The organism is Thermodesulfomicrobium thermophilum DSM 16697 (assembly GCF_059568695.1).
In genome coordinates this window covers 294,288-314,945 of sequence record NZ_JCANTW010000013.1, presented here as the reverse complement: position 1 = coordinate 314,945, position 20,658 = coordinate 294,288, and the positions used below count along the sequence as shown (strand labels likewise).

Sequence of the window (20,658 nt, the reverse complement as noted above, 5' to 3'; positions counted from 1 at the left end):
GATTTGTCGAGGAGCCGGAAACATGAAGACCTATAGCCTTAAAGCCAGCGACATCGACCACAAGTGGTATGTGGTGGATGCCCAGGACAAAATCTTGGGCCGCTTGGCCGCGGAAATCGCCCTGCGCCTGCGCGGCAAGCACAAGCCCGATTACGCCCCCCATATGGACAACGGCGACTACATCATCGTGGTCAATGCCGATAAAATCCGCGTCACGGGCAAAAAGATGACGCAGAAAGTCTACTACCGCCACAGCCATCATATCGGCGGCATCAAGGGCACCGTGCTCAAGGACATGCTGCGCACCAAGCCCACGGACGTCCTGCGCAAGGCGGTGCGCGGCATGCTCCCCAAGGGTCCCTTGGGTTACAAGCTCATCAAGAAGCTGCGCATCTACACCGGCACCGAGCACCCGCACGCGGCCCAGCAGCCTCAGCCGCTGGATCTCTAATAAGGACGGAGTCACGCTATGAGCCAGGATTTCTACTACGGTACGGGCAAGCGCAAAACCTCCGTGTCTCGCACCCGCATGTACCGGGGCACGGGCAAGATTACGGTCAACGGCCGGGATTTGGCGGATTACTTCCCCCGGGCGACGCTGCAGATGATCATCCAGCAGCCCCTCAAGCTCACCAAGACCATCGACAAGGTGGACGTGGTGTGCCGGGTCACGGGCGGCGGCCTCTCGGGGCAGGCCCAGGCGGTACGCCATGGCATCAGCCGAGCCCTGTTGAGCTTCGACCCCGAGCTGCGGGGCGTGCTCAAGCGCGCCGGGTTCCTTACCCGCGATTCGCGCATCAAAGAGCGGAAAAAGTACGGTCAGCGTGCGGCCCGCGCCCGCTTCCAGTACTCCAAGCGCTAAACCACGCTCCAACCTCAAATCCAAGGCAGGGTCCGCCCTGCCTTTTTCATTGGTGCGCCCATGTCCCGATCCCGCCTGCGTCCCCATCTGGTCTTTGCCGACTCCGACGGTTCCATTTACGATCATCCGGACCTGCTCATGCTGGTGCGGCGCGGAAACGAGCTTGCCCTGCCGCGACCCGATGAACTCATCCCGCTGCCGGAAGGAAGCGATCTCTACCTCTTGCCGGGCCGACGCGCCCTGGGCCTCGACCCAGCCCAGGGAAACGTGGAAGCGCTGGAAGAGTGCGCCGTGGCCGCCTTTGTGCGGCCGGGATTCACCCTCTCGGCCACGGCGGCCTACATGACGGAAGCCGGCGCCCCGACGCTGCCCATGTTCGCCTACGGCGCCGTGGGCTTTGCCCGTGACCGCTTCTGGGTGGCAGCTTCCTTGGTGGATCACGACCCGCGCCAGATTTTTTCCGGTATTCCGCAAAGCCGTATCACTCAGGGAGCACGCAAACTGGGGGCGCAATTTCCCCAAAACCGCCTGGTGGGACACCTGACCCGCTGTGCGCTCACCTTTTGCTGCCCAGCGGCCAAAAACCTGGCCTTGGGACGATTCGAGGCACCGCTGCCCACCTCGAAGGTCTGTAACGCCCGATGCCTGGGCTGCATTTCCCTGCAACCCCCCGAGGCAGGCTTCGTGGCCCCGCAAAACCGCATCACCTTCAGCCCCTCGGTGGAAGAGATCGTCCAGGTCATGGAGATCCACGCCCGCCGAGAAAAGCGGCCCATACTCTCCTTCGGCCAGGGATGCGAAGGCGAGCCCCTCACCGAGGCCCGCCGCATCACCCAGGCAGTCCAGCGCTTTCGGCAGGCTGGCGGGCCAGGCACGGTGAATATCAATACCAACGCGAGCCTCACTGCTACCCTGGAGCCCCTGGCCAAAGCCGGGCTTTCCTCCATCCGCGTCACCCTGGCCAGCGCCCAGCCCGAGGTCTACGCCCGCTACCACGCCCCGCAAGGCTACCGGTTCGCCGATGTTGCGGCGAGCATTGCCGAGGCCAAGGCCCAAGGGCTCTTTGTGTCCCTCAACTACCTCTTTTTCCCCGGAGTGAGCGACACCGAGGCCGAACTCGACGCCCTCCTTGCCCTCCTCACCGACACCCGTCCGGATTACATCCAGATGCGCAACCTCTCCCTGGACCCCGAACGCTACCTGGAGCACATGGGCGTCCCCACCTCCCCGTGCATGGGACTCCATCACTTCCTGGCCCGCATCCGTGCCGCCTGCCCCTGGGTGCGCTTCGGGTATTTCAACCCCTACCTCTTGCCCGACGGAGCTCCCCTCTTGTGGACCGCCCAGGGGCCAGCGCCGGCCCCCAAAAATTTTCCTGCAAATTCTGCTTCCTGAAGAGACATTGACAGCCCTCACGCCGAGGGATAGGCGGTTGTGAAATTTTTTGCAAAGGAGGGCTCATCGTGAACATCCTGATTTTCGGACCCAATGGTAGCGGCAAAGGCACCCAAGGGTCGCTGGTCAAGCAGAAGTACAATCTGGACCACATTGAGTCCGGCGCCATCTTCCGCCAGCACATCGGCGGCGGCACGGAGCTGGGCAAGAAAGCCAAGGAGTACATCGATCGCGGCGAGTTGGTGCCCGACGATATCACCATTCCCATGGTGCTCGACGTGCTCAAGAAGGCCGGCCCCAATGGCTGGCTGCTGGACGGGTTTCCCCGCTCCATCGTCCAGGCCCAGAAGCTGTGGGAGGCCCTCAAGGCCGACGGCGTGAAGCTGGACTACGTCATCGAGATCCTGCTGCCGCGCGAGGTGGCCAAAAACCGCATCATGGGGCGTCGTCTCTGCAAGAACGATCCCAACCATCCCAACAACATCTATATCGATGCCATCAAACCCGTGGACGGCAAGTGCCGGGTGTGCGGTGGTGAGCTCTCCGCCCGCAGTGACGACCAGGATGAAGAGGCCATCAACAAGCGTCACGACATCTACTACAATACCGAAACCGGCACCCTGGCCGCCTGCTACTACTACAAGAACCTGGCCAAAGAGGCCGGCTTCAAATACATTGAGCTCAACGGCGAAGGCTCCATCACCGAGATCAAGGAAACCCTGCTCGCCCAGCTGAGCTAAGACCTGCCAACGATGCGCGCCTGGAGACCTCTCCAGGCGCGTTTTTTCCGCCATGCCGCTTGCTCTGCGCCTCGGGCGCATCGACTATCTCAACGTCTGGCACGTATTCCAGCTGCTCGCCCGGCTGCTGCCGGAAGGCAGGGACTGCGTCCACCTGCCCGGGCACCCCAGCGAACTCAACCGCGCCCTGCGCGAAGGCCGGCTGGACGTCTCTCCGTCCAGCTCCTTCGAATACCTGGAAGGGGCGGAACACTACCGCCTGCTCGCCGGCCACGGCGTCTGCGCCCGCCACCAGGTGCAAAGCGTGCTGCTTCTTGCCCCTGTCGCCCTGGAAGATCTGGGCGCCTGGATGGCGCACCATCCGGGACCGGTGTTTTTGTCCTCAGCCTCGGCCACCTCATCGGCCTTGCTGCGCATCCTCTGGCGTCTGGCCTGGAGGCTGCCGGAACCCCAGTGGCGGCAATGCCCCCCGGGGCACGGGCTGAGCACAGGCCGACCGCACCTGGAGATCGGCAACATCGCCCTGAAGCGCTGGCTGAATCCGCCGCCGGACTGGCAGGTCATCGACCTGGCCACGGCCTGGCACCACTTCACTGGGCTGCCCTTTGTTTTTGCTGTGTGGATCGTGCGCGCGGCAAGCCTCGCCGAGCACCGTGAAGCCATTGCCCAACTCCACGAGGCCCTGACCACCGTCTCCCGCGCGCTCCCCCAACGCCTCCCCGAGCTCGCGCCCCTGGCCGCCACCCTGCACGGCATCTCTGCCGAGGCCGTGCTCGCCTACTGGCGCACCATGCACGCCGACCTTGGCCCTGAGGAGCAGGCGGCGCTCGCCTGCTTTGGGGCGTATGCTACCGAGCTCGGCCTGCTTCGTGGCATGCCGGCTCTGCGCTGGTTCCCGGAACCATAACCTCGATACAGTCTTCCGGACAGTACTGCGCCGCCTTGCAGGCCACTTCTTGCGGACAGCGACTGCAGATTACCTGCGCCGTACCGCCGGTATCAAGGGCGAAGACCTCCGGGGCAAGCTCCACGCAGGCCCCGCATCCCGAACAGCACGGTCCATTGACCGCCACTTCTACGTCCATACATCGCTCCCCTGAAGTGATGCGAGCACACTTGGGTTTGTGCATGGAACAAAACCGCCCGCACACAATCTTACATACGACCCGCGAGATATCCTTGGAGACGCCGCATACCTTCCGCGATATTTTCCAACGAGTTGGCGTAGGAGAAGCGCAAAAACCCTTCGCCGCCCGGCCCGAAATCAATGCCCGGCGCCACCCCGACGCCCGCGTTCTCCAAGAGGTCGAAGGCAAAGCTCAGGGAGTCGGAGGTCAAATGCCGGGCGTCGGCGAACACGTAAAAAGCGCCGGTGGGTTCCACGGCAACGCCCAGACCCAAGGCCCGAAGCTCTTGGATGAGAAAACGACGGCGTTGGTCGTACACCGCCCGCATGTGCGCCACATCCGCCGCGGTCTGGGTGAGGGCCGCAAGCCCCGCCCATTGGGCGATGGAGCTGGTGCAGAGAAAAAAGTTCTGCTGCATGGTGCGCAGCCGCTCCACGAACCGCTTGGGCGCGATGACGTACCCCAAGCGCCAGCCGGTCATGGCGTAGAGCTTGGAAAACCCGTTGAAGACAAAACAGTTGTCCGTGAACTCCAGCATGCTGCGCGCCCGACCGGCGTACACGAGCCCCTGGTAGATCTCGTCGGAAAAGATGGGGACTCCCAAACCGGCCAGCCCCTCCAGCACCCGGTCTTCCAGGACCACGCCCGTGGGATTGGCCGGAGAATTGATGAGCACCCCGGCCACGTCCGGCCCCAGCACCCGGCGCACGGCGTCCACATCGATCTGAAACCCGTCCTCGGCGCGCACCGGCACAAAGAGCGGACAGGCCCCGACAAAGCGTAAGAAATTGGGATAGCAGGCATAGGAAGGGTCGGGCAGAATCACTTTCTGCCCAGGCCGCAACAGCAGCGAGAACACCAGGAGCATGGCCGGCGAGGTGCCGGGGGTGACCACGATCTGGTCCGGGTGCACGGTAGCCCCGTACGTAGCTCGGTAATGCTCGGCAATGGCCTCGCGCAGCGGGAGGATCCCCTGGGAATGCGTGTAATGGGTCTCCCCCCGCTCGATGGCCGCAATGGCCGCCCGGCGTACTGCCTCGGGGGACGGAAAATCAGGCTCTCCGATCTCCAGGTGAACGATACTGCGGCCCATCTGCTCCAATTCGCCGGCCCGCTCCAGCACGTCCATGACCTTGAAGGAGGTGAGCTCCGCGCACCAGGGATTACACTCCATGCCTGCTCCTTATGGTGTCTGCCTCAACAGTTCAGGGCGCGGCCCAGACGGCTCCACGCGCCGCGCCCGGCCATCATCCCCGCAACGCCGCCACCACCGCACGCATGAAGGCCGGCAGATCCGCCGGGGTGCGGCTGGTGATGAGGTTTCCATCCTGCACCACCTCCTGGTCGACCCAGGTGGCGCCGGCGTGTTCCAAATCGTCGCGAATGGCGAAAAAAGAAGTCACCGTGCGTCCGCGCAGGATCTTGGCCGAGGCAAGCATCCAGCCCGCATGGCAGATGGCGGCCACCACCTTGCCCGCGGCGTCCATCTGCCGCACCAAGTCCACCATGGCCGGGTGCCGACGCATCATATCCGGAGCGTAGCCCCCAGGGATGACCAGGCCGGCGAACTCCGCAGCCTTGGCCTCGGCCGCCGCCAGGGTGCTCACCGCCGTGGTCCCGGCCTTGCCCGTGTATTTGGCCCCGGCCGCCGGCCCCACCACCGCCACCTCAGCCCCAGCCTCCAGCAAACGGTAGTAAGGGTAGATATACTCGTAATCGTTGTACATCTCTTCTACGAAGATCATGACCTTCCTGCCGGTGAGTTCCATACACGCCTCCGTATGCGGTTGAAGATGCCGTGGTCTCTGCGCCGTTCTGCGCTGCGGGCACGAAGCCCGCTACGAAAGGCGGCCCTTGAAGTCCTCGTAGCCAAAGCGCCGCACCAATTGCAAGCCGCGGCCCGGATGAAAGGTGTAGATGCTGGGCAGGCCCACGCCGTTGAAGGTGTTGGTCTTCACCATGGAATAATGGGCCATGTCCGTGAACACCAGACGCTGGCCCAGATGCAGCGGCGCATCGAAGGAATACTCCCCGGCCACGTCCCCGGCCAGGCAGGAAAGCCCGCCCAGGCGGTAGGTGTACGGCTTTTCGAAAGGCTCCCCCGAGCCCACGATGTGCGGCCGGTAGGGCATCTCCAGGACATCGGGCATGTGCGCCGGCACCGCGGTGTCGAGGATGGCCATGGGCATGTCCGCCTCGATGAGGTCGAGCACGGTGGTCACGAGATAGCCCGTATTGAGGGCCACGGCCTCTCCGGGCTCCAGGTACACCTGCACCCCGTAGCGGTCCTGAAAGTCGGTGATGATGCGGCACAGCAAGGCAATGTCGTAATCGGCGCGGGTGATATGGTGCCCGCCGCCGAAGTTGACGTACTCCATGCGGGAGAAAAACTCCCCAAAGGCCGCTTCCGCCGCGGCCACGGTGCGCTCCAGACTGTCGGCGTTCTGTTCGCACAGCGTATGCCAGTGCAGGCCCGACACCCCATCCAAGAGCTCCGGCCGAAAATGCCGCCGCCGCACCCCCAGGCGGGAACCTGGACTACACGGATCATAGATGGGCACCGTGCCTTCGGAGTGCTCGGGGTTGATGCGGATGCCCAGCCGCACCTGCCGGCCCAGACGCGCACACTCCTCCTCCACCACGGGCCCAAGCCGCGTGAGCTGGCCGAAGGAGTTGAACACCACATGGTCGGCCGTGGCGCAGAGCGCACGCACATGGGCCTCGGAATAGGCGGCGGCGAAGGCGTGCACCTCACCACCGAACTCCTCCCGCCCCAGGCGCGCTTCATGGGGAGAGCTGGCGCAGACGCCGTCGAGGACCTCCCGCAGTTGGGCAAACACGCTCCACATGGCAAAACCTTTGAGCGCCAGCAAAATCTTGCAGCCAGTGCGGGCCTTGACTGCGGCCAAGATCTCCAGATTGCGGGCGAGGAGCCCCGTATCCACCACGAAACACGGGGTCTCCACTGCCGTCGCATCAAAGCGGAACTGGGTGCGGCCGTCCATCACAGTTCCCGCACCACCCAGGGAAGACCATGCTTGTTGAGCTTTTCCATGAACGGATCCGGGTCCAACTGCTCCATGTTATAGACGCCGGGGGCATGCCACACACCGGTCATCATGAGCATGGCGCCGATCATGGCCGGCACACCCGTGGTGTAGGAAATGGCCTGAGAGCCCACTTCCTTGTAGGCCGCTTCATGGGAGCAGACGTTGTAGATATACACGGTCCGCGGTCTTCCGTCCTTCATCCCCTTCATGAGGCAGCCAATGCAGGTCTTGCCCTTGGTGAGGGGCCCCAGGGAAGCGGGCTCCGGCAACACGGCCTTGAGGAACTGCAAGGGCACGATCTTCTGGCCCTGAAATTCCACAGGCTCGATGGAGGTCATGCCGATATTCTGCAGCACGCGCAGGTGGTTCAAATAGTTATCCGAGAAGGTCATCCAGAATCGCGCCCGTTTGAGGCCGCGCAAGTTCCGAGCCAGAGACTCCAGCTCCTCGTGGTACATGAGATAGCACTTCTTCGGTCCGATGCCGTCGGGAAAATCGAAGGTCATGGACCAGGACAAGGGGTCGGTCTCCACCCACTCGCCCCGCTCCCAGTAGCGGCCCCGCTGCGTGATCTCGCGGATGTTGATCTCCGGGTTGAAGTTGGTGGCAAAGGGCTGGCCGTGGTCACCGGCGTTGCAGTCGATGATGTCGAGCTCGTGGATTTCGTCGAGCAGGTGCTTTTGCGCGTAGGCGCAGTACACATTGGTCACCCCCGGATCGAAGCCCGAGCCCAAGAGGGCCATGCGCCCGGCACTCCGGTAGCGCTCGTCGTAGGCCCATTGCCATTTGTACTCGAACTTGGCCTCATGGGGCGGTTCGTAGTTGGCGGTATCCAGGTAATCCACCCCGGCCTCGAGGCAGGCATCCATGAGCGGGAGATCCTGATAGGGCAAGGCCACATTGATGAGCACCTGCGGCTGGAAGCGACGCAACAGGGCCACGGTTTCGGCCACGTTGTCCGCGTCCAGCTGCTCCACAGCGATGGTGCGGCCGGTACGTTCACGCACCGAAGCGGCAATGGCCTCGCACTTGGACACCGTCCGGCTGGCCAGCATGATTTCCGAAAAGACCTCGGGCACCTGGGCGCATTTGTGCGCCACCACGCTGCCCACGCCACCGGCACCGACAATAAGCACTCGCGACATGGTTACCTCCCTTGGGATGAATCCACAGACTCCACGGCGCAACCGCCGCGGCCTTCATGCAAATAGGTGTAGCCTCTGAGCCCGCGCTCGTAAGCACGCATGATGAGAAACCGCTCCTGCGGGCTGATCTTTCCTTCCCGCACGCCGGCTTCCGCCACCTTGCGAAAGTTCTCCAAGACCTGCTTGGGGTCGAACTCCACATAGGAGAGCACATCAGCGACGCTATCGCCTTCCAACTCCCGTGTGAGATCGTACGTACCGTCTTCGTTGATGCGCACGCTCACCACATTGGTGTCGCCAAAGAGGTTGTGGAGATCCCCCAATGTTTCCTGATACGCGCCCACCAAAAACGCCCCCAAATAATACGGTTCGCCGCAGGTCAGACTATGAAGCTCCAACACCCGTTTTTCCCCATGGATATCGATGAAACGGTCCAGCTTGCCGTCGCTGTCGCAGGTGATGTCTGCAAGGATCGCGGTCTCGGTGGGCTCCTCGCTCAAGCGGTGCACCGGCATGATGGGGAAGAGGTGTCCAATGGCCCAGGCATCGGGAAGGGACTGGAAGACGCTCATGTTGCAGTAGTAGATGCTCGCCAGTGCCAGATCGATGTCCTTGAGGGCCGAGGGCGGGTTCTTCATGCCCGGCAGCCGCTCGGCAATGCTGCGAATGACGGCCCAAAAGATGGTGTCGCTCAAGGCCCGCTGCCGCAGGTTGCATTGGCCCAGGCGGAAGAGCTGCCGCACTTCGTCACGGTAGTAGATGGCGTCGTTGTAGCATTCCTGAAGGTTCTTGAGAGAAAGGGAATTGTAGACCTCGAGCAAGTTATGAATGGCCTCGGGCGCGTCGGCATCGAGCTTCTCCGGTACCGGACGGTCTTCCAGGCGGCTCACGTCGAGGACATTGAAAAGGAGCACCGAATAGTAGGCCACAGTGGCGCGGCCGGACTCGGTGATGATATGCGGATGCGCAATGCCGCGTTCATCCAGCGTGGACATCACGGATTCCACGATGTCCATGCAGTACTCCTGCAAGGTGTAGTTGCGGCTCGAGGGATAGTTGGTGTGCGACCCATCATAGTCCACGGCAAGGCCGCCACCAAGGTCCAAGAATCCCATGGGGCAGCCTTCGGCGACGAGTTCCGCATACATGCGTGTGGCTTCGCGCACCGCCATACGGATGTCGCGGATGTTGGGGATCTGCGAGCCCAAGTGGAAATGCAGAAACTGCATGCAGTGGAGCATGTCTTGCTCGCGCAAAAGGTCCAAGGCGTCCACCACTTCGGCGGTGGACAGGCCGAAGATGGAAAGGTCTCCGGCCGATTCCGCCCAATGCCCGCCGGCCTGGGAAGAGACCTTGATGCGCACGCCGATGCGCGGCTCGATACCCAAGACCCGGGAGCGCTCCAAAATGAGCGGCAGTTCGCTCGGCATCTCCAAGACGAGAAAGCACAAAAATCCCATCTTGCAGGCATACAAGGCCAAATCGATGTAGTCTTTGTCCTTGTAGCCGTTGCAGACCAGGCAGGCGCGAGGGTTGTTGAGGAAGGAAAGGGCGGCGATGAGCTCCGCCTTGCTCCCCACCTCGAAGCCGTGATTGAAGCGGCCGCCCACCTTGGCGATCTCTTCGAGCACCTGCTGCTGCTGGTTGACCTTGACCGGGTATACCCCCCGGAACTCACCGCCGTAGCCCAGGGTGGCGATGGCGGCGGCAAAGGACTCGTGCAGCAGGGTGATCTGCGCATCGAGGAGGTTTTCCACCCGCAAGAGCACCGGCAGCCCCAGGCCGCGCTCCTGCAAGCCGCCGATGATGTCCATGATGGGCACGCAGGTCTCGGAACCTGGAAACGGCGTAATGCCCAAGAGTCCGTCCGCAGTGACCCGAAAATACCCACCGCCCCAATTGTCCACGCCATACAGCTCGGCCGAGCGCGCTGCTGTCCATTTTTCCAAGCTCCGCGACCGCATGCCCCCTCCTTCACCCAAGAAAAATTGACGCGAGCCCGCGTCTTGGCCCCTGTAGACGCCCCCGGCCTCCCCGTCAATGTTCCCTTGCCAAACCCTAGTGGCAGCGCGTAAAGGAAACGTCTTTTTGAACCACCCGAGGTCCGCATGTCCCCGCTCGCGCTCCTTTTTCTCGCCGTAAGCCTCGCCATGGACGCCTTTGCCGTAGCTGTGGCCACCGGAGCAGCCCTCCAGCATCCCACCCGGGGGCACTACGTGCGCCTCTGCAGCGCCTTCGGCCTCTTCCAGGCACTTATGCCTGTGGCGGGCTGGGCGGGCGGAAGCCTCGCCCGGGCCTTTCTCGCCGCCTATGCCCCGCTTTTGGCCTTCTTCCTCTTGGCGGGCATCGGGCTCCACATGCTGTGGGAAAGCCGCGGCCACGGCACGGACACCACCTGCACCGACCCCACCCAAGGCATGCGCCTCATCGCCCTGGCCATCGCCACCAGCATCGACGCCCTGGCCGTAGGCGTGTCCCTGGCCCTGCTTGACGTGCCGATCCTGGTGCCATGCCTGGTGATCGGCGTCACCGCGGCACTGCTCACCGGCGTGGGACTCTTTCTCGGCGCCCAAGTGGGCTGTCGGGTCCCCCTGGGCGCATGGGCCGAACGTTTTGGGGGCAGCGTACTCGTACTTTTGGGCATCAAGATTTGGTGGATGGGGTAGCGTCTTCGCGGAAGAAGCGCACGCACCCGCACGCGCACCGCTTGGGCGGCTGCAGGGGGTACACCGCCCCGCACGTCTGGCAATAATAGGCCTCCCGCCACGGCCGCGGCTTGGGACGCACCAGCCACAGCACGAGCAACAGGGCCACACCCACCGCAGTGGGCGCATCAACGCCCCAAAAGACCATGCGGCACACCCCAAGCGCCACCCCCGCGGCCACAAGCCACCGCACCCAGCCTAGCGCCGCCACGGCACCCTCCCCAAGGACAGCACCACCCCCGCCACGGACAATACAGCAGCCAGAGAAAGCACGGTGCGCATGCTCGTCACCAGGGCTTGCGCACCTGCGGCGTTCACGGACGCCTCCCCCATGACCAAGCGGAAGACCACCGTGATCCCCGCCATGGACACGGCCATGCCAAAGGTGCGGAACGCACCGGTAAGGCTGGAGGCAATGGCGTAATCCTCGGGTCGTACCGAACCCAAGATGACCGTCATATTAGGGGAGGAAAACAGGGCAAACCCCACGCCCTGAGCCGCCAAAATCGCCAAAAGCGCTGCCACCGGAAGTGTGGGCACCCCAAAGGCCAAGGCCGCCAGTACTGCGGCGCACACCGCCATGCCCGCCGAGGCCAAAAGCGGGGCCGAGACGCGATCCGCAAAACGCCCGGCCCACGGAGAGCCCAAAGACTGCACCACCGGCGGGATGACCAAGACGAGCCCGGCCTGCATGGGTGAAAAATGCCAGACAATCTGGGTGAAGAGACTGAGCAAGAACCCGACGCAAAACACACTGGCGTAGTTGATGCCCGTGGCGAGGAGCGAAAAGATCAAGGTACGATTGCCCACAAGCGCCCGCAGATCCACAAGCGGCCGGGAGACCGTTCGCATGCGGCGCACAAACCACCAGGAAAGGAGCACCGCAGCCGCCGCCAATGGGCCTGCCCGGTGGACGTTGTCCACCGAGGCCAGGAGCACAAGCCAGGTCCCCACGCTGCCCGCATAGAGCACGACACCCAGGCCGTCCACACGCTGCCCGGCCCGCGGCCGCCACTCCCCGGCAATGCGCGACGAGACCCCCCAGGCCGTGGCCACCAGCGGCACACTCACGGCAAAGACGCTGCGCCACCCCCAATTTTGGACCAGAAAGCCGCCGAGAAGCGGGCCCGCGGCAAGGCCGGCATAAATGGAGGCCACGAACCAGCCCATGGCCGCCCCGCGCTGCGCCTTGGACACCCCCACCGCCAGCATGGACAAGGCCGCGGTATTGAGGGTCGCTCCGGCCACGGCCTGCACGCTGCGCACCGCGATGACCCACTCCAGGCTCGGGCTCGCGGCCAAAGCGACACCCGCGGCCACAAAGACCACGAGCGCCAGGCGGAACATGCGGCGAAAGCCCCAAATGTCCACCACCCGGGCCACAGGCACGAAGGCCATGGCCAAGGACAGGGTATAGGCCCCCTCCACCCAGCCCAAAAGCACCGCCGACCCGCCCAAGTCCTGCTGCATGGCGGGGAGAGCCACGCCCACGGCAGAAATCATGAGCAGCACGGCGAAGTTGGCCAAACAGAGCGGCAGCAACATCCCCATACCTTCCCCCTCGTCCGCAGGCCGCTTCGACGCAAGCATCCTCAAGTGACGCCCAAGCCCCCGCCGCGGCCCTGTTAGCCGCGCAGGCTGATGTTATACTTCTTGAGTTTGTACTGTAAAAGACTCTTGGAGACGCCCAAAAGCTCCGCGGCTTTCACCTGTACAAAATCCGAGCGCACGAGCGCCCGGCGGATCAACGCCGCCTCGATCTTCTCCAACGTCTCGGAGAGGTTGAGCTGCAGGGGCAAGAGGTCCACCGCGCTCTTGTACTGCGTCTCTTCGTCGCGCAGCTCCGGCGGCAGGTCCGGCACATCGATGTCCGGGCCTGGAGCCAGCACTGCGCACCGCTCGATGACGTTCTCCAATTGGCGCACATTGCCCGGCCAATCGAAGGCGGACAGATAGTCCATGGCCTGAGGGGTGAACCCGCGCAGGTCCTGGCGGCCATTGTCCTCGGCAAAGCGGCGCAGGAAATGGGTGGCCAAGAGCGGGATGTCCTCACGGCGCTCGCGCAGGGGCGGCACGTGGATATTGATGACGTTGAGACGATAGAACAGGTCCTCCCGAAAGCGGCCTGCAGCCACTTCCGCGGCGAGGTCCTTGTTGGTGGCGGTGATGAGCCGGAAGTCCACGGCAATGGGCTCGGTGCCGCCTACCCGCTCCAGCACCCGCTCCTGGAGCACCCGCAAGAGCTTCACCTGAATCTCGGCGCTGATCTCGCCGATTTCATCGAGAAAAAGCGTACCGCCCTGGGCCAGTTCGAACCGGCCGCGGCGCATGGCCACGGCCCCGGTAAACGAGCCCTTTTCATGGCCAAAGAGCTCGCTCTCCAGGACCCCGGGATTGAGAGAAGCGCAGTTCACGGACACAAACGGCATGTCCCGTCGGTCCGAGCCCAAATGGATGGCCCGGGCCACCAGCTCTTTGCCGGTGCCCGACTCCCCGGTGATGAGCACCGTGCTGCGGGACGGGGCCACCCTGGCGGCCAGGGCGAGCACCTCGCGGATGGCCCGGGATTGCCCCACGATGGCCCCTTCGCCGAAGCGCTGTGCCAGATGCTCCTGGAGCAGACGGTTATGGCGCTGGGCCTGGGCCAGCTGCATGGCCCGACGCACGGAGCGCAAGATCTCGTCGTTGGCAAAGGGCTTGGTGATGTAGTCAAAGGCCCCGGCCTTCATGGCCTCCACAGCGTGGTCGATACTGCCGAAGGCGGTCATGATGAGCACCGGGACGTGGGGAAAGCGGTGGCGCACCGTCTCCAGGACTTCCTGGCCGCTCATGCCGGGCATCTTCATATCCGTGATGACCACGTCCACCTCGGACTCATCGAGAAAGGCCACGGCCAGGACTGGGTCGGCCAAGGCGGTCACCTGATAGCCTTCTTCCTCGAGGATGGCCTGCAGCACCAAAAGATAATTGCGTTCGTCGTCGATGACGAGGATGTGATTGGGCACGACGTTCTCCGCGAAGGTTACCATTGCCAGGGGACAACCCCCAGGGCCAGGTCCCAGGGGTCACGCTCCGGGACACGCAAGGACATGAGGCGCGCCACGCGCTCTTCAGTGGACGGGTGGGTGCGCAGCCACGAGGGCTCCGGGGTGGAACGCCGCGGAAAAACGATCCGACGCCAGCCGCGCTGCGCCTGCTCGAGCTTCACCAGGGCCGAGGCCAGGGCTTCGGGCCGGCCCATGAGCATGGCGGCCGTGAGGTCTGCATCGAACTCCCGGGTGCGCGAAAGCCCCAATTGGGCAAGCAGACTCACCTGCGGGGCAAGGGCAATGAGAAGAAGCGCCCCCCACGGCCCATCCGCCCCCGAAAGCCAGTACGGCAAAGCGAGCACCAAGGTCATCCAGCCCATCCATCCGAGCACTGCGGTCAGGCGCGAGATGCCGTCCGCCAGGCCCATGACGAACAGATCCCCGTGGGCCACGTGGGCGGTTTCGTGGGCCAAGACCGCGATGCATTCCTCCTCGCTCAGGGTGTCCACGAGCCCCTGAGTCACCACCACCGCCGCGTCCTGGCGGCTGCCGATGGCAAAGGCATTGGCCACGGCAGCAGGGATCCACCAGAGGGCGGGGACTGCGGCAAGCCCGGCGCGCTGCGCCAAAGTCCGCAGCACGGCGTACATGCGCGGCGCCGCGGCCACGGACACCGGACGAGCGCCCATGAGGCGCAGCTGCCAGCGCCAGGCGCGGCCGCCGCCCAGAAGCACGGCAACCCCCAACCAGAAGACCATGAGCCACAGCCCCTGCGCCCCCCACATCAAGTAGCCCACGAGGCTCGCATGGACCGCCATGAAGGCAAGGAGCAGCGCGGACTGCAGCAGGTTGCGCAGGCGGTGGCGCTGCAGGGCCCGAGCGTCGAGGCCAAGACGGATCATGACCGGGCTGCCCGCGCACCGGCTTCACGGATGCGTTGCGCCACGTAGCCCACGGCATCCGCATCGGCCTCGTCGAGGTCGAAACACCGGGCGTCCTCGCCCAAGAGGCCCTGGGGCACGAAGTCACCGCGCTCTTCCGGGTCGCTCACCAGGTCGTCGTAAAAGCACACCGACAACCAGCGATTTTCCGGATCATCGTCGATGATGTCCACCATGACGAAAAGCTCCCGCCCCTCTTGACGGGGATGGCCCCCACGCAGGGAAATACTCACTCCTGGGCGCAGTTTGGTGGAAAGCACCACTCCGGGCACTGCGGCAAGCGCCTCCCGTAAAATGCCAAAGGCCTCCTTGGCCGCACAGTCCTCCCAGGACTCCAAGAATTGTTCGAGCGTCTCCATCGTCGGTATTCCTCCTGTACGTTTCCGCAGTCGCTACGGCGTTTCCTCCAGCACCCGTCCCTGGGAGACAAAAGAAATCCCCTGGGACGAACGGGTGCCGATCATGACGGCCTCCACCACCGGCGCCGCCGCTGGCCGCTCGGCCTGCCAGCGCACCACGCACGACGCCCCGCTGCCCCCCGCGGCATCCGACTCCGGAATGACCACGCGCAAGGAGGCCAACGGCGCAATGACGCGAGGCTCAGTCACCAGGCGCCGCAGCAGGCGGCCGTCGCTGTCGTAATAGTCCGCGGCGACCACGGTAATGGGAATGGCGCGGTCCACATTGCGCACCGCCACCGTGGCCGCCAAGAGAAAGGGCCGCTCCCGGTCGCCGTGGTACACGTGGGAATAGACCGGCACGTATACCGTCTGTTCGCGTACCGGACCGCACCAGGCGGCCTCAGCCGCCAAGACCACGCACAGCACCCAGAGCACGCGCAACATGCCGCACCTCCGTATCACTCCGAAGCGTCCTTCAGGCGCGGCAAGAGCTCCTTGGGCGGCGTGGATTCGTAGCGCAGGGTATGGGAAAGGGGGGTCATCACCGCCAGGGCCTCCTCCAGGGGGACGCCCTGCTCCACCAGGCGCTCTATGCGCGCCCGCTCCCGCCACATATCGCCCAAGGGATCGTGCTCCCGGCGCTTGAGGCTCCCGGTGACCTTTTCCCAGTCATACGGGTCCGCATCGTCCTTGGCCACGATCTCCCAGTATTCTCCAGGCTTGCGCTCCTTCCCCGGCCGCTGGCCGGCGGCTTCGTCGAGGATCTGCGCAAAACGCGGCACGTCTTCCGGCCACAGGGAAATCACCGCCTCCGGCTGCTTGACGGGATCGTTCTCGCGACACCGGTACACCAAAAAAGGAAGCATCGTCTCTCTCCTTAACACATCAGAATGAAATGACCGTATATCCACGTTCCATGTAGGCGGCCATGGAGGGGTGTCCATGCATATCCCCGATAAGGGGCACGTTTGCCGCCTCGATAGCGCCGTCCACGCCCAACTTCTTCGAGCACGCCCGGCATGCGCCGTCCAGAAGCCCGGCGCTGTGTACCTGTGCGAAGAGTGCATGGAGCGGATGCTCCTGTGCCGCCACTTCCGGCACCAGGGTTACCGCCTTGCCTTCCAGGACTACGGAGACCGCATGGCCCCTCCCATGCATATCCAATGCGTTGAGAAGCACATGGATGAAGCACATGGGGTCCGCATTGAACACAAAAAGCACCGTACGCATCTGCATCTCCTTATCGCCGCACCAAAAGGACGCCCATCAGCACCAAAGCCCCACCCAGCAGCCGCGACCAGGAAAGGGGCACCCGCGGCACCCCCATCCAGCCGTAGTGATCCATCACGACAGCGGTGAGCAACTGGCCGGCCACCAACAGCACCATCACCGGGAACACCCCCAAGCGGGGGACAGCCACCAAGGTGGCGGTGACAAAAAGCGCCCCCAAGGGCCCGGCCCACAGCACCGCAGGCGGCAACGCGGCCACGGCCTTTGCTGAAGGCAGCCCGGAAAAGGCCAAGGCCAAGACCAAGAGCACCCCGGTGCCGCCGGCAAAGGACAAGAACGCCGCCCACCACGGGCTCTCCAAGGCGTGCGCCGCCCAGGCATTGAGCACCGGCTGCACCGGCATGAGGCAGCCCGCCAGCATCACCACCGCCCATATCCACACGTCCATGCATCCTCCCGGACCGTTGCCAGGCCAAGCGTCCATCGCTAAACCAGCGTTCATCCCAACGCCACGGAGGTCCTCATGCTCGATATCCTACGCCAGCGGCGCAGCATCCGCGCCTATACCGAAGCCCCTCTGGACGACGCCACACTGGACGCCCTGAAGGAGGCGGTGCTCCGCGCCCCATCCTCCCGGGGGCTCAACCCTTGGGCCTTCGTCTTTGTCACGGATCGGACCTTGCTCAAAAAACTGGCCACCTGCAAGCCGCACGGCGCCGAGTTTCTGGCCCAAGCCCCCCTGGGCGTGGTGGTCTGGGCGGACCCCGAGCGCGCCGACACCTGGATCGAGGACTGCTCCATCGCCGCCATCATCCTCCAGCTCGCGGCCGAAAGCCTGGGCCTGGGGAGCTGCTGGGTGCAGGTGCGGCTGCGGCAGCACGCCGCAGGCGGCAGCGCCGAAGACTTCGTCCGGGAGGCCGCAGGCCTTCCGGAAAACGCCCGGGTACTGTGCATCATCGCCGTCGGCCACCCGGAGCGCCGCAAACGCGGCCACGCCCGGGAAAGCCTCCCCTGGGACAAGATCCGCCACATCCCTGCGCCATGACCTCTACCGCCTGCCGCCGCCCCAAGCCCCTTTCCTGGGAAGAGCTCCGCTTTTGCCCCGGCTGCGGCGCCCCCTACCCCCTGCCCCTTGGAAGCCCTCGGGTGTGCGGGTCGTGCGGCCGCGCCCTGTATCCGGACCCCAAGCTCGTGGCCTGCGCGGTACTCCAGGTGGAAGCGGGCATCGTGCTCGTGCGCCGCGCCTTCAAGGACCACGGCTGGATGCTGCCGGGCGGGCATGTGGATCAAGGGGAAGGGGTGGAAGCGGCGCTCCTTCGGGAAATCGCCGAAGAAACCGGACTTACGGCCGCCATCACCGGCCTGGTGGGAGTCTTTTCCCACCCGGGCGAGACCATGGTGGTCGTGGCCTACACCGCCCAGGCCCACGGCGCCCCCACGCCACGGGGGGAGACTCGAAGCGCCGCGGTCTTCGCCCCCTCGGCGATCCCCTGGCAGGAGCTCGCCTTTCGCGCTACGGCCATGGCCCTGGCTGCCGCCCTGGGCTTGCCAAGGCCGCCGGCGCTCCCTATGCCCGCCGCTTCGCCGACATTTTCCGTCTCCAAGGAGCACGTATGAATACCACCACACCGCCATCCCATTTCCTGCGCGAGCGCATCGCCGAAGACCTGGCCCGCGGCGCCGTCCGCGAAGTGGTCACCCGCTTTCCTCCGGAACCCAACGGGTTTCTCCACATCGGTCACGCCAAGTCCATCTGCATCAACTTCGGCCTGGCCCGGGAATTCGGCGGCCGCTGCCATCTGCGCTTCGACGACACCAACCCGGAAAAAGAAGACCCGGCCTTCGTGGCCGCCATCAAGGAGGACGTGCGCTGGCTGGGGTTCGACTGGGGACCGCACCTCTACCACGCCTCGGACTACTTCGAACGCCTCTACCAATTCGCCGTGGAGCTCATCCATAAAGGCAAAGCCTACGTGTGCCAGCTCTCCGCCGACGAACTGCGCGCCACCCGCGGCACCCTCACCGAACCAGGGGTCGAAAGCCCCTACCGCAACCGCTCCGTGGCCGAAAATCTGGATCTCTTCGCCCGCATGCGCGCCGGCGAATTCGCCGAAGGGGAATGCACCCTGCGCGCCAAGATCGACATGGCCTCGCCCAACATCAACCTGCGCGACCCGGTCATCTACCGCATCCTCAAACGGCCGCACCAAAATACCGGCGACACCTGGTGCATCTACCCCACCTACGATTTCGCCCACGGTCTTTCCGACGCCCTGGAAGGCGTCACCCACTCCATCTGCACCCTGGAATTCGCCGACCACAAGCCGCTCTACGACTGGTTTTTGGAGCAGCTCGACGTCCCCTGCCACCCCCAGCAGATCGAGTTCAACCGCCTCAACCTCACCTTCACGGTCACCAGCAAGCGCAAACTCAAGACGTTGGTGGAGCGCGGCATCGTGAACGGCTGGGATGATCCGCGCATGCCCACCCTCTCGGGCCTCCGACGCCGGGGCGTGCCGCCGGCGGCCATCCGCCAGTTCGTGGAGCGCGTGGGGGTGAGCCGTTCCGAGAGCTGCGTGGACATGAGCCTGCTGGAGAGCTGCATCCGCGAGGAGCTCGACCGCACCGCGCCGCGGGCCATGGCGGTGCTGCGGCCTGTACGCCTCGTCATCACCTCGTATGCGGAAGAGGCCGAAGAATTCTTCACCCTGGCCAACCATCCCAAGGATCCATCCCTGGGCAGCCGCCAGGTCCCTTTCTGCCGGGAACTGTGGATCGAGGCCGACGACTTCGCCCTCGCTCCGCCCAAAGGCTTCCGGCGGCTCACCATCGGGGCGGAGGTGCGCCTGCGCGGAGCCTATCTCGTCACCTGCACCGGGGTGGAACAGGATGCTCACGGCGCGGTGACCACGGTGTTCTGCACCCACGATCCGGAAAGCCGCGGCGGCAATGCCCCGGACGGCCGCAAAGTCCAAGGGACCATCCACTGGGTGTCCGCCCGCCACGCCGTGCCCCTCACGGCCCGGCTCTACGACCGCCTGTTCACCACCGAGCATCCTGGCGCCGAGGGAGACTTCCTTGAGGACGTCAACGCCGACTCCCTTGCCACCTGTCAGGGATGGGGAGAACCGATGCTTGCCGCCTGCCCGGCCGAGGCCCGATTCCAGCTGGAACGGCTGGGGTATTTCTGCGCGGATCGTTTCGACCACACCCAGAAACGACCTGTATTCAACCGTATCGTGGGGTTGCGCGACTCCTGGAGCAAGGAGGCGGCCCGCCGTCCATGATCCTCTACCAGGCCCCGGAGCCCTCTCCCTCGGTCCCTTGCCCGTACCTCCCGGACCGCCACCTCACCTACGAGCATTTCTTCGCCGGCGAAGTGCGGCCCCAGGAGCTCGACTGGCTCCTCACTCAGGGATGGCGCAAATTCGGGGCCTATTATTTCCGTCCCGCATGCCAGGGGTGCCGCGCCTGCCGGCCCGTACGCGTCCCGGTGCACCACTTCCAGCCCAGCAAAAGCCAACGCCGGGTGCTGCGCCTGGGGCGCCAGGTGACCATGCGCCTAGCCCCCCTCCACTACCGGCCGGAGTTTTTTGAACTCTACGCCCGCCACAGCCGGATGCGTTTCGGCCAGGAAGCCGATGCCGACGACTTTCTCGTGCACCTGCACAGCCCCTCCTGTCCGTCCATGCTCGCACTCTATCACCTGGGCGAGCGCCTGGTAGGGGTGAGCTATCTCGACATCGGCGAAGAAAGCTTAAGCTCCGTGTACTTCGTCTTCGACCCCGACTATGCGGCGCTGAGTCTGGGCAACCTCAGCATTCTCCGGGAGATCGACCTGGCCCGGCGCCTGGGCCTTGCCTTCTACTACCTGGGCTTCGTGGTGGCCGGCTGCCCGCGCATGGCCTACAAGGAACGTTTCCGACCCCAAGAGCGCTACGCGTGGGAACGCAAGGCTTGGGAAAAGACGGGACGTTCGCCCGGACCATGAGCTGTGCTGCAAAAAACAGCACTGCCTGTGGACAAGCGCCCT

General features: G+C 64.6%; 25 protein-coding genes. 10 read left to right on the top strand and 15 right to left on the bottom strand.

The annotated features are described in order from the left end of the window. The first annotated feature begins 22 nt into the window (after positions 1 to 22). From rplM to BR00_RS07280, 5 genes are all read left to right on the top strand, one after another. Positions 23 to 451 (top strand): 50S ribosomal protein L13, encoded by a 429-nt coding sequence (gene rplM / locus BR00_RS07300; RefSeq protein WP_496476928.1) that lies wholly within the window; start codon positions 23 to 25, stop codon positions 449 to 451. Positions 452 to 469: 18 nt separating this feature from the next. Beyond that, entirely contained in the window at positions 470 to 862 is a 393-nt protein-coding gene (rpsI, locus tag BR00_RS07295) for a 30S ribosomal protein S9 (RefSeq protein WP_496476927.1), read from the top strand. A gap of 60 nt (positions 863 to 922) precedes the next feature. Then, positions 923 to 2,257, top strand: coding sequence for a radical SAM family protein (locus BR00_RS07290; RefSeq protein WP_496476926.1), 1,335 nt, complete (start codon positions 923 to 925; stop codon positions 2,255 to 2,257). A 68-nt stretch (positions 2,258 to 2,325) separates the two neighbouring features. Next, positions 2,326 to 2,997 carry an adenylate kinase gene (locus BR00_RS07285; RefSeq protein ID WP_496476925.1) on the top strand — a complete coding sequence of 224 codons (672 nt, stop codon included), beginning with the start codon at positions 2,326 to 2,328 and terminating at the stop codon, positions 2,995 to 2,997. A 52-nt stretch (positions 2,998 to 3,049) separates the two neighbouring features. Beyond that, positions 3,050 to 3,904: a menaquinone biosynthetic enzyme MqnA/MqnD family protein gene (locus BR00_RS07280; protein WP_496476924.1), complete on the top strand. Its 855-nt coding sequence runs from the start codon at positions 3,050 to 3,052 to the stop codon at positions 3,902 to 3,904. Here the strand turns inward: BR00_RS07280 and BR00_RS07275 are convergent. From BR00_RS07275 to speA, 6 genes are all read right to left on the bottom strand, one after another. After that, positions 3,846 to 4,082 carry a ferredoxin gene (locus BR00_RS07275; RefSeq protein ID WP_496476923.1) on the bottom strand — a complete coding sequence of 79 codons (237 nt, stop codon included), beginning with the start codon at positions 4,080 to 4,082 and terminating at the stop codon, positions 3,846 to 3,848. The genes BR00_RS07280 and BR00_RS07275 overlap by 59 nt on opposite strands. 70 nt (positions 4,083 to 4,152) lie before the next feature. Beyond that, a complete protein-coding gene (locus tag BR00_RS07270) occupies positions 4,153 to 5,298 on the bottom strand; it encodes a pyridoxal phosphate-dependent aminotransferase (RefSeq protein ID WP_496476922.1) in 1,146 nt (381 codons plus the stop codon). 73 nt (positions 5,299 to 5,371) lie between these two features. Next, positions 5,372 to 5,893, bottom strand: a complete 522-nt coding sequence (locus BR00_RS07265; protein ID WP_496476921.1) for a type 1 glutamine amidotransferase domain-containing protein — start codon at positions 5,891 to 5,893, stop codon at positions 5,372 to 5,374. 69 nt (positions 5,894 to 5,962) lie between these two features. Then, positions 5,963 to 7,129 carry a carboxynorspermidine decarboxylase gene (gene nspC / locus BR00_RS07260; protein ID WP_496476920.1) on the bottom strand — a complete coding sequence of 389 codons (1,167 nt, stop codon included), beginning with the start codon at positions 7,127 to 7,129 and terminating at the stop codon, positions 5,963 to 5,965. Further along, positions 7,129 to 8,319 (bottom strand): saccharopine dehydrogenase family protein, encoded by a 1,191-nt coding sequence (locus BR00_RS07255; protein ID WP_496476919.1) that lies wholly within the window; start codon positions 8,317 to 8,319, stop codon positions 7,129 to 7,131. Before BR00_RS07255 ends, nspC begins: the two co-directional genes overlap by 1 nt. Before the next feature lie 2 nt (positions 8,320 to 8,321). Further along, the gene (gene speA, locus BR00_RS07250) at positions 8,322 to 10,283 is read right to left on the bottom strand and encodes a biosynthetic arginine decarboxylase (protein ID WP_496476918.1); all 1,962 of its coding nucleotides are present in this window, start codon (positions 10,281 to 10,283) and stop codon (positions 8,322 to 8,324) included. A 144-nt stretch (positions 10,284 to 10,427) separates the two neighbouring features. Between speA and BR00_RS07245 the strand changes: the two genes are divergently transcribed. Then, positions 10,428 to 10,985 carry a manganese efflux pump MntP gene (locus BR00_RS07245; RefSeq protein WP_496476917.1) on the top strand — a complete coding sequence of 186 codons (558 nt, stop codon included), beginning with the start codon at positions 10,428 to 10,430 and terminating at the stop codon, positions 10,983 to 10,985. Here the strand turns inward: BR00_RS07245 and BR00_RS07240 are convergent. From BR00_RS07240 to BR00_RS07200, 9 genes are all read right to left on the bottom strand, one after another. After that, complete coding sequence (locus BR00_RS07240; RefSeq protein WP_496476916.1) at positions 10,963 to 11,235, bottom strand: hypothetical protein; 273 nt, start codon at positions 11,233 to 11,235, stop codon at positions 10,963 to 10,965. The two genes, BR00_RS07245 and BR00_RS07240, sit on opposite strands and share 23 nt — an antisense overlap. Then, the gene (locus tag BR00_RS07235; protein WP_496476915.1) at positions 11,223 to 12,575 is read right to left on the bottom strand and encodes an MFS transporter; all 1,353 of its coding nucleotides are present in this window, start codon (positions 12,573 to 12,575) and stop codon (positions 11,223 to 11,225) included. The genes BR00_RS07240 and BR00_RS07235 overlap by 13 nt, the downstream gene beginning before the upstream one ends. Before the next feature lie 74 nt (positions 12,576 to 12,649). Beyond that, a complete protein-coding gene (locus BR00_RS07230; RefSeq protein WP_496476914.1) occupies positions 12,650 to 14,029 on the bottom strand; it encodes a sigma-54-dependent transcriptional regulator in 1,380 nt (459 codons plus the stop codon). A gap of 17 nt (positions 14,030 to 14,046) precedes the next feature. After that, a complete protein-coding gene (locus tag BR00_RS07225) occupies positions 14,047 to 14,955 on the bottom strand; it encodes a zinc metalloprotease HtpX (RefSeq protein ID WP_496476913.1) in 909 nt (302 codons plus the stop codon). Then, positions 14,952 to 15,353, bottom strand: a complete 402-nt coding sequence (locus BR00_RS07220) for a hypothetical protein (RefSeq protein WP_496476912.1) — start codon at positions 15,351 to 15,353, stop codon at positions 14,952 to 14,954. Before BR00_RS07220 ends, BR00_RS07225 begins: the two co-directional genes overlap by 4 nt. Positions 15,354 to 15,386: 33 nt before the next feature. Further along, positions 15,387 to 15,839 carry a DUF3124 domain-containing protein gene (locus BR00_RS07215; RefSeq protein WP_496476911.1) on the bottom strand — a complete coding sequence of 151 codons (453 nt, stop codon included), beginning with the start codon at positions 15,837 to 15,839 and terminating at the stop codon, positions 15,387 to 15,389. 14 nt (positions 15,840 to 15,853) lie between these two features. After that, positions 15,854 to 16,261: a hypothetical protein gene (locus BR00_RS07210; RefSeq protein WP_496476910.1), complete on the bottom strand. Its 408-nt coding sequence runs from the start codon at positions 16,259 to 16,261 to the stop codon at positions 15,854 to 15,856. A gap of 19 nt (positions 16,262 to 16,280) precedes the next feature. Then, positions 16,281 to 16,625 (bottom strand): DsrE family protein, encoded by a 345-nt coding sequence (locus tag BR00_RS07205; RefSeq protein WP_496476909.1) that lies wholly within the window; start codon positions 16,623 to 16,625, stop codon positions 16,281 to 16,283. 10 nt (positions 16,626 to 16,635) lie between these two features. Further along, positions 16,636 to 17,073, bottom strand: coding sequence for a DMT family transporter (locus tag BR00_RS07200; RefSeq protein ID WP_496476908.1), 438 nt, complete (start codon positions 17,071 to 17,073; stop codon positions 16,636 to 16,638). 75 nt (positions 17,074 to 17,148) lie between these two features. Here BR00_RS07200 and BR00_RS07195 point away from each other — a divergent pair, with 75 nt between their 5' ends. Genes BR00_RS07195 through BR00_RS07180 form a run of 4 tightly spaced genes read left to right on the top strand, consistent with a single transcriptional unit; the run spans position 17,149 to position 20,616 of the window. Further along, the gene (locus BR00_RS07195) at positions 17,149 to 17,670 is read left to right on the top strand and encodes a nitroreductase family protein (protein WP_496476907.1); all 522 of its coding nucleotides are present in this window, start codon (positions 17,149 to 17,151) and stop codon (positions 17,668 to 17,670) included. Further along, positions 17,667 to 18,242, top strand: a complete 576-nt coding sequence (locus BR00_RS07190; RefSeq protein ID WP_496476906.1) for an NUDIX hydrolase — start codon at positions 17,667 to 17,669, stop codon at positions 18,240 to 18,242. The genes BR00_RS07195 and BR00_RS07190 overlap by 4 nt, the downstream gene beginning before the upstream one ends. Next, positions 18,239 to 19,912: a glutamine--tRNA ligase/YqeY domain fusion protein gene (locus BR00_RS07185; RefSeq protein WP_496476905.1), complete on the top strand. Its 1,674-nt coding sequence runs from the start codon at positions 18,239 to 18,241 to the stop codon at positions 19,910 to 19,912. Before BR00_RS07190 ends, BR00_RS07185 begins: the two co-directional genes overlap by 4 nt. Further along, positions 19,909 to 20,616 carry an arginyltransferase gene (locus tag BR00_RS07180; protein ID WP_496476904.1) on the top strand — a complete coding sequence of 236 codons (708 nt, stop codon included), beginning with the start codon at positions 19,909 to 19,911 and terminating at the stop codon, positions 20,614 to 20,616. The genes BR00_RS07185 and BR00_RS07180 overlap by 4 nt, the downstream gene beginning before the upstream one ends. Positions 20,617 to 20,658: the final 42 nt, after the last annotated feature.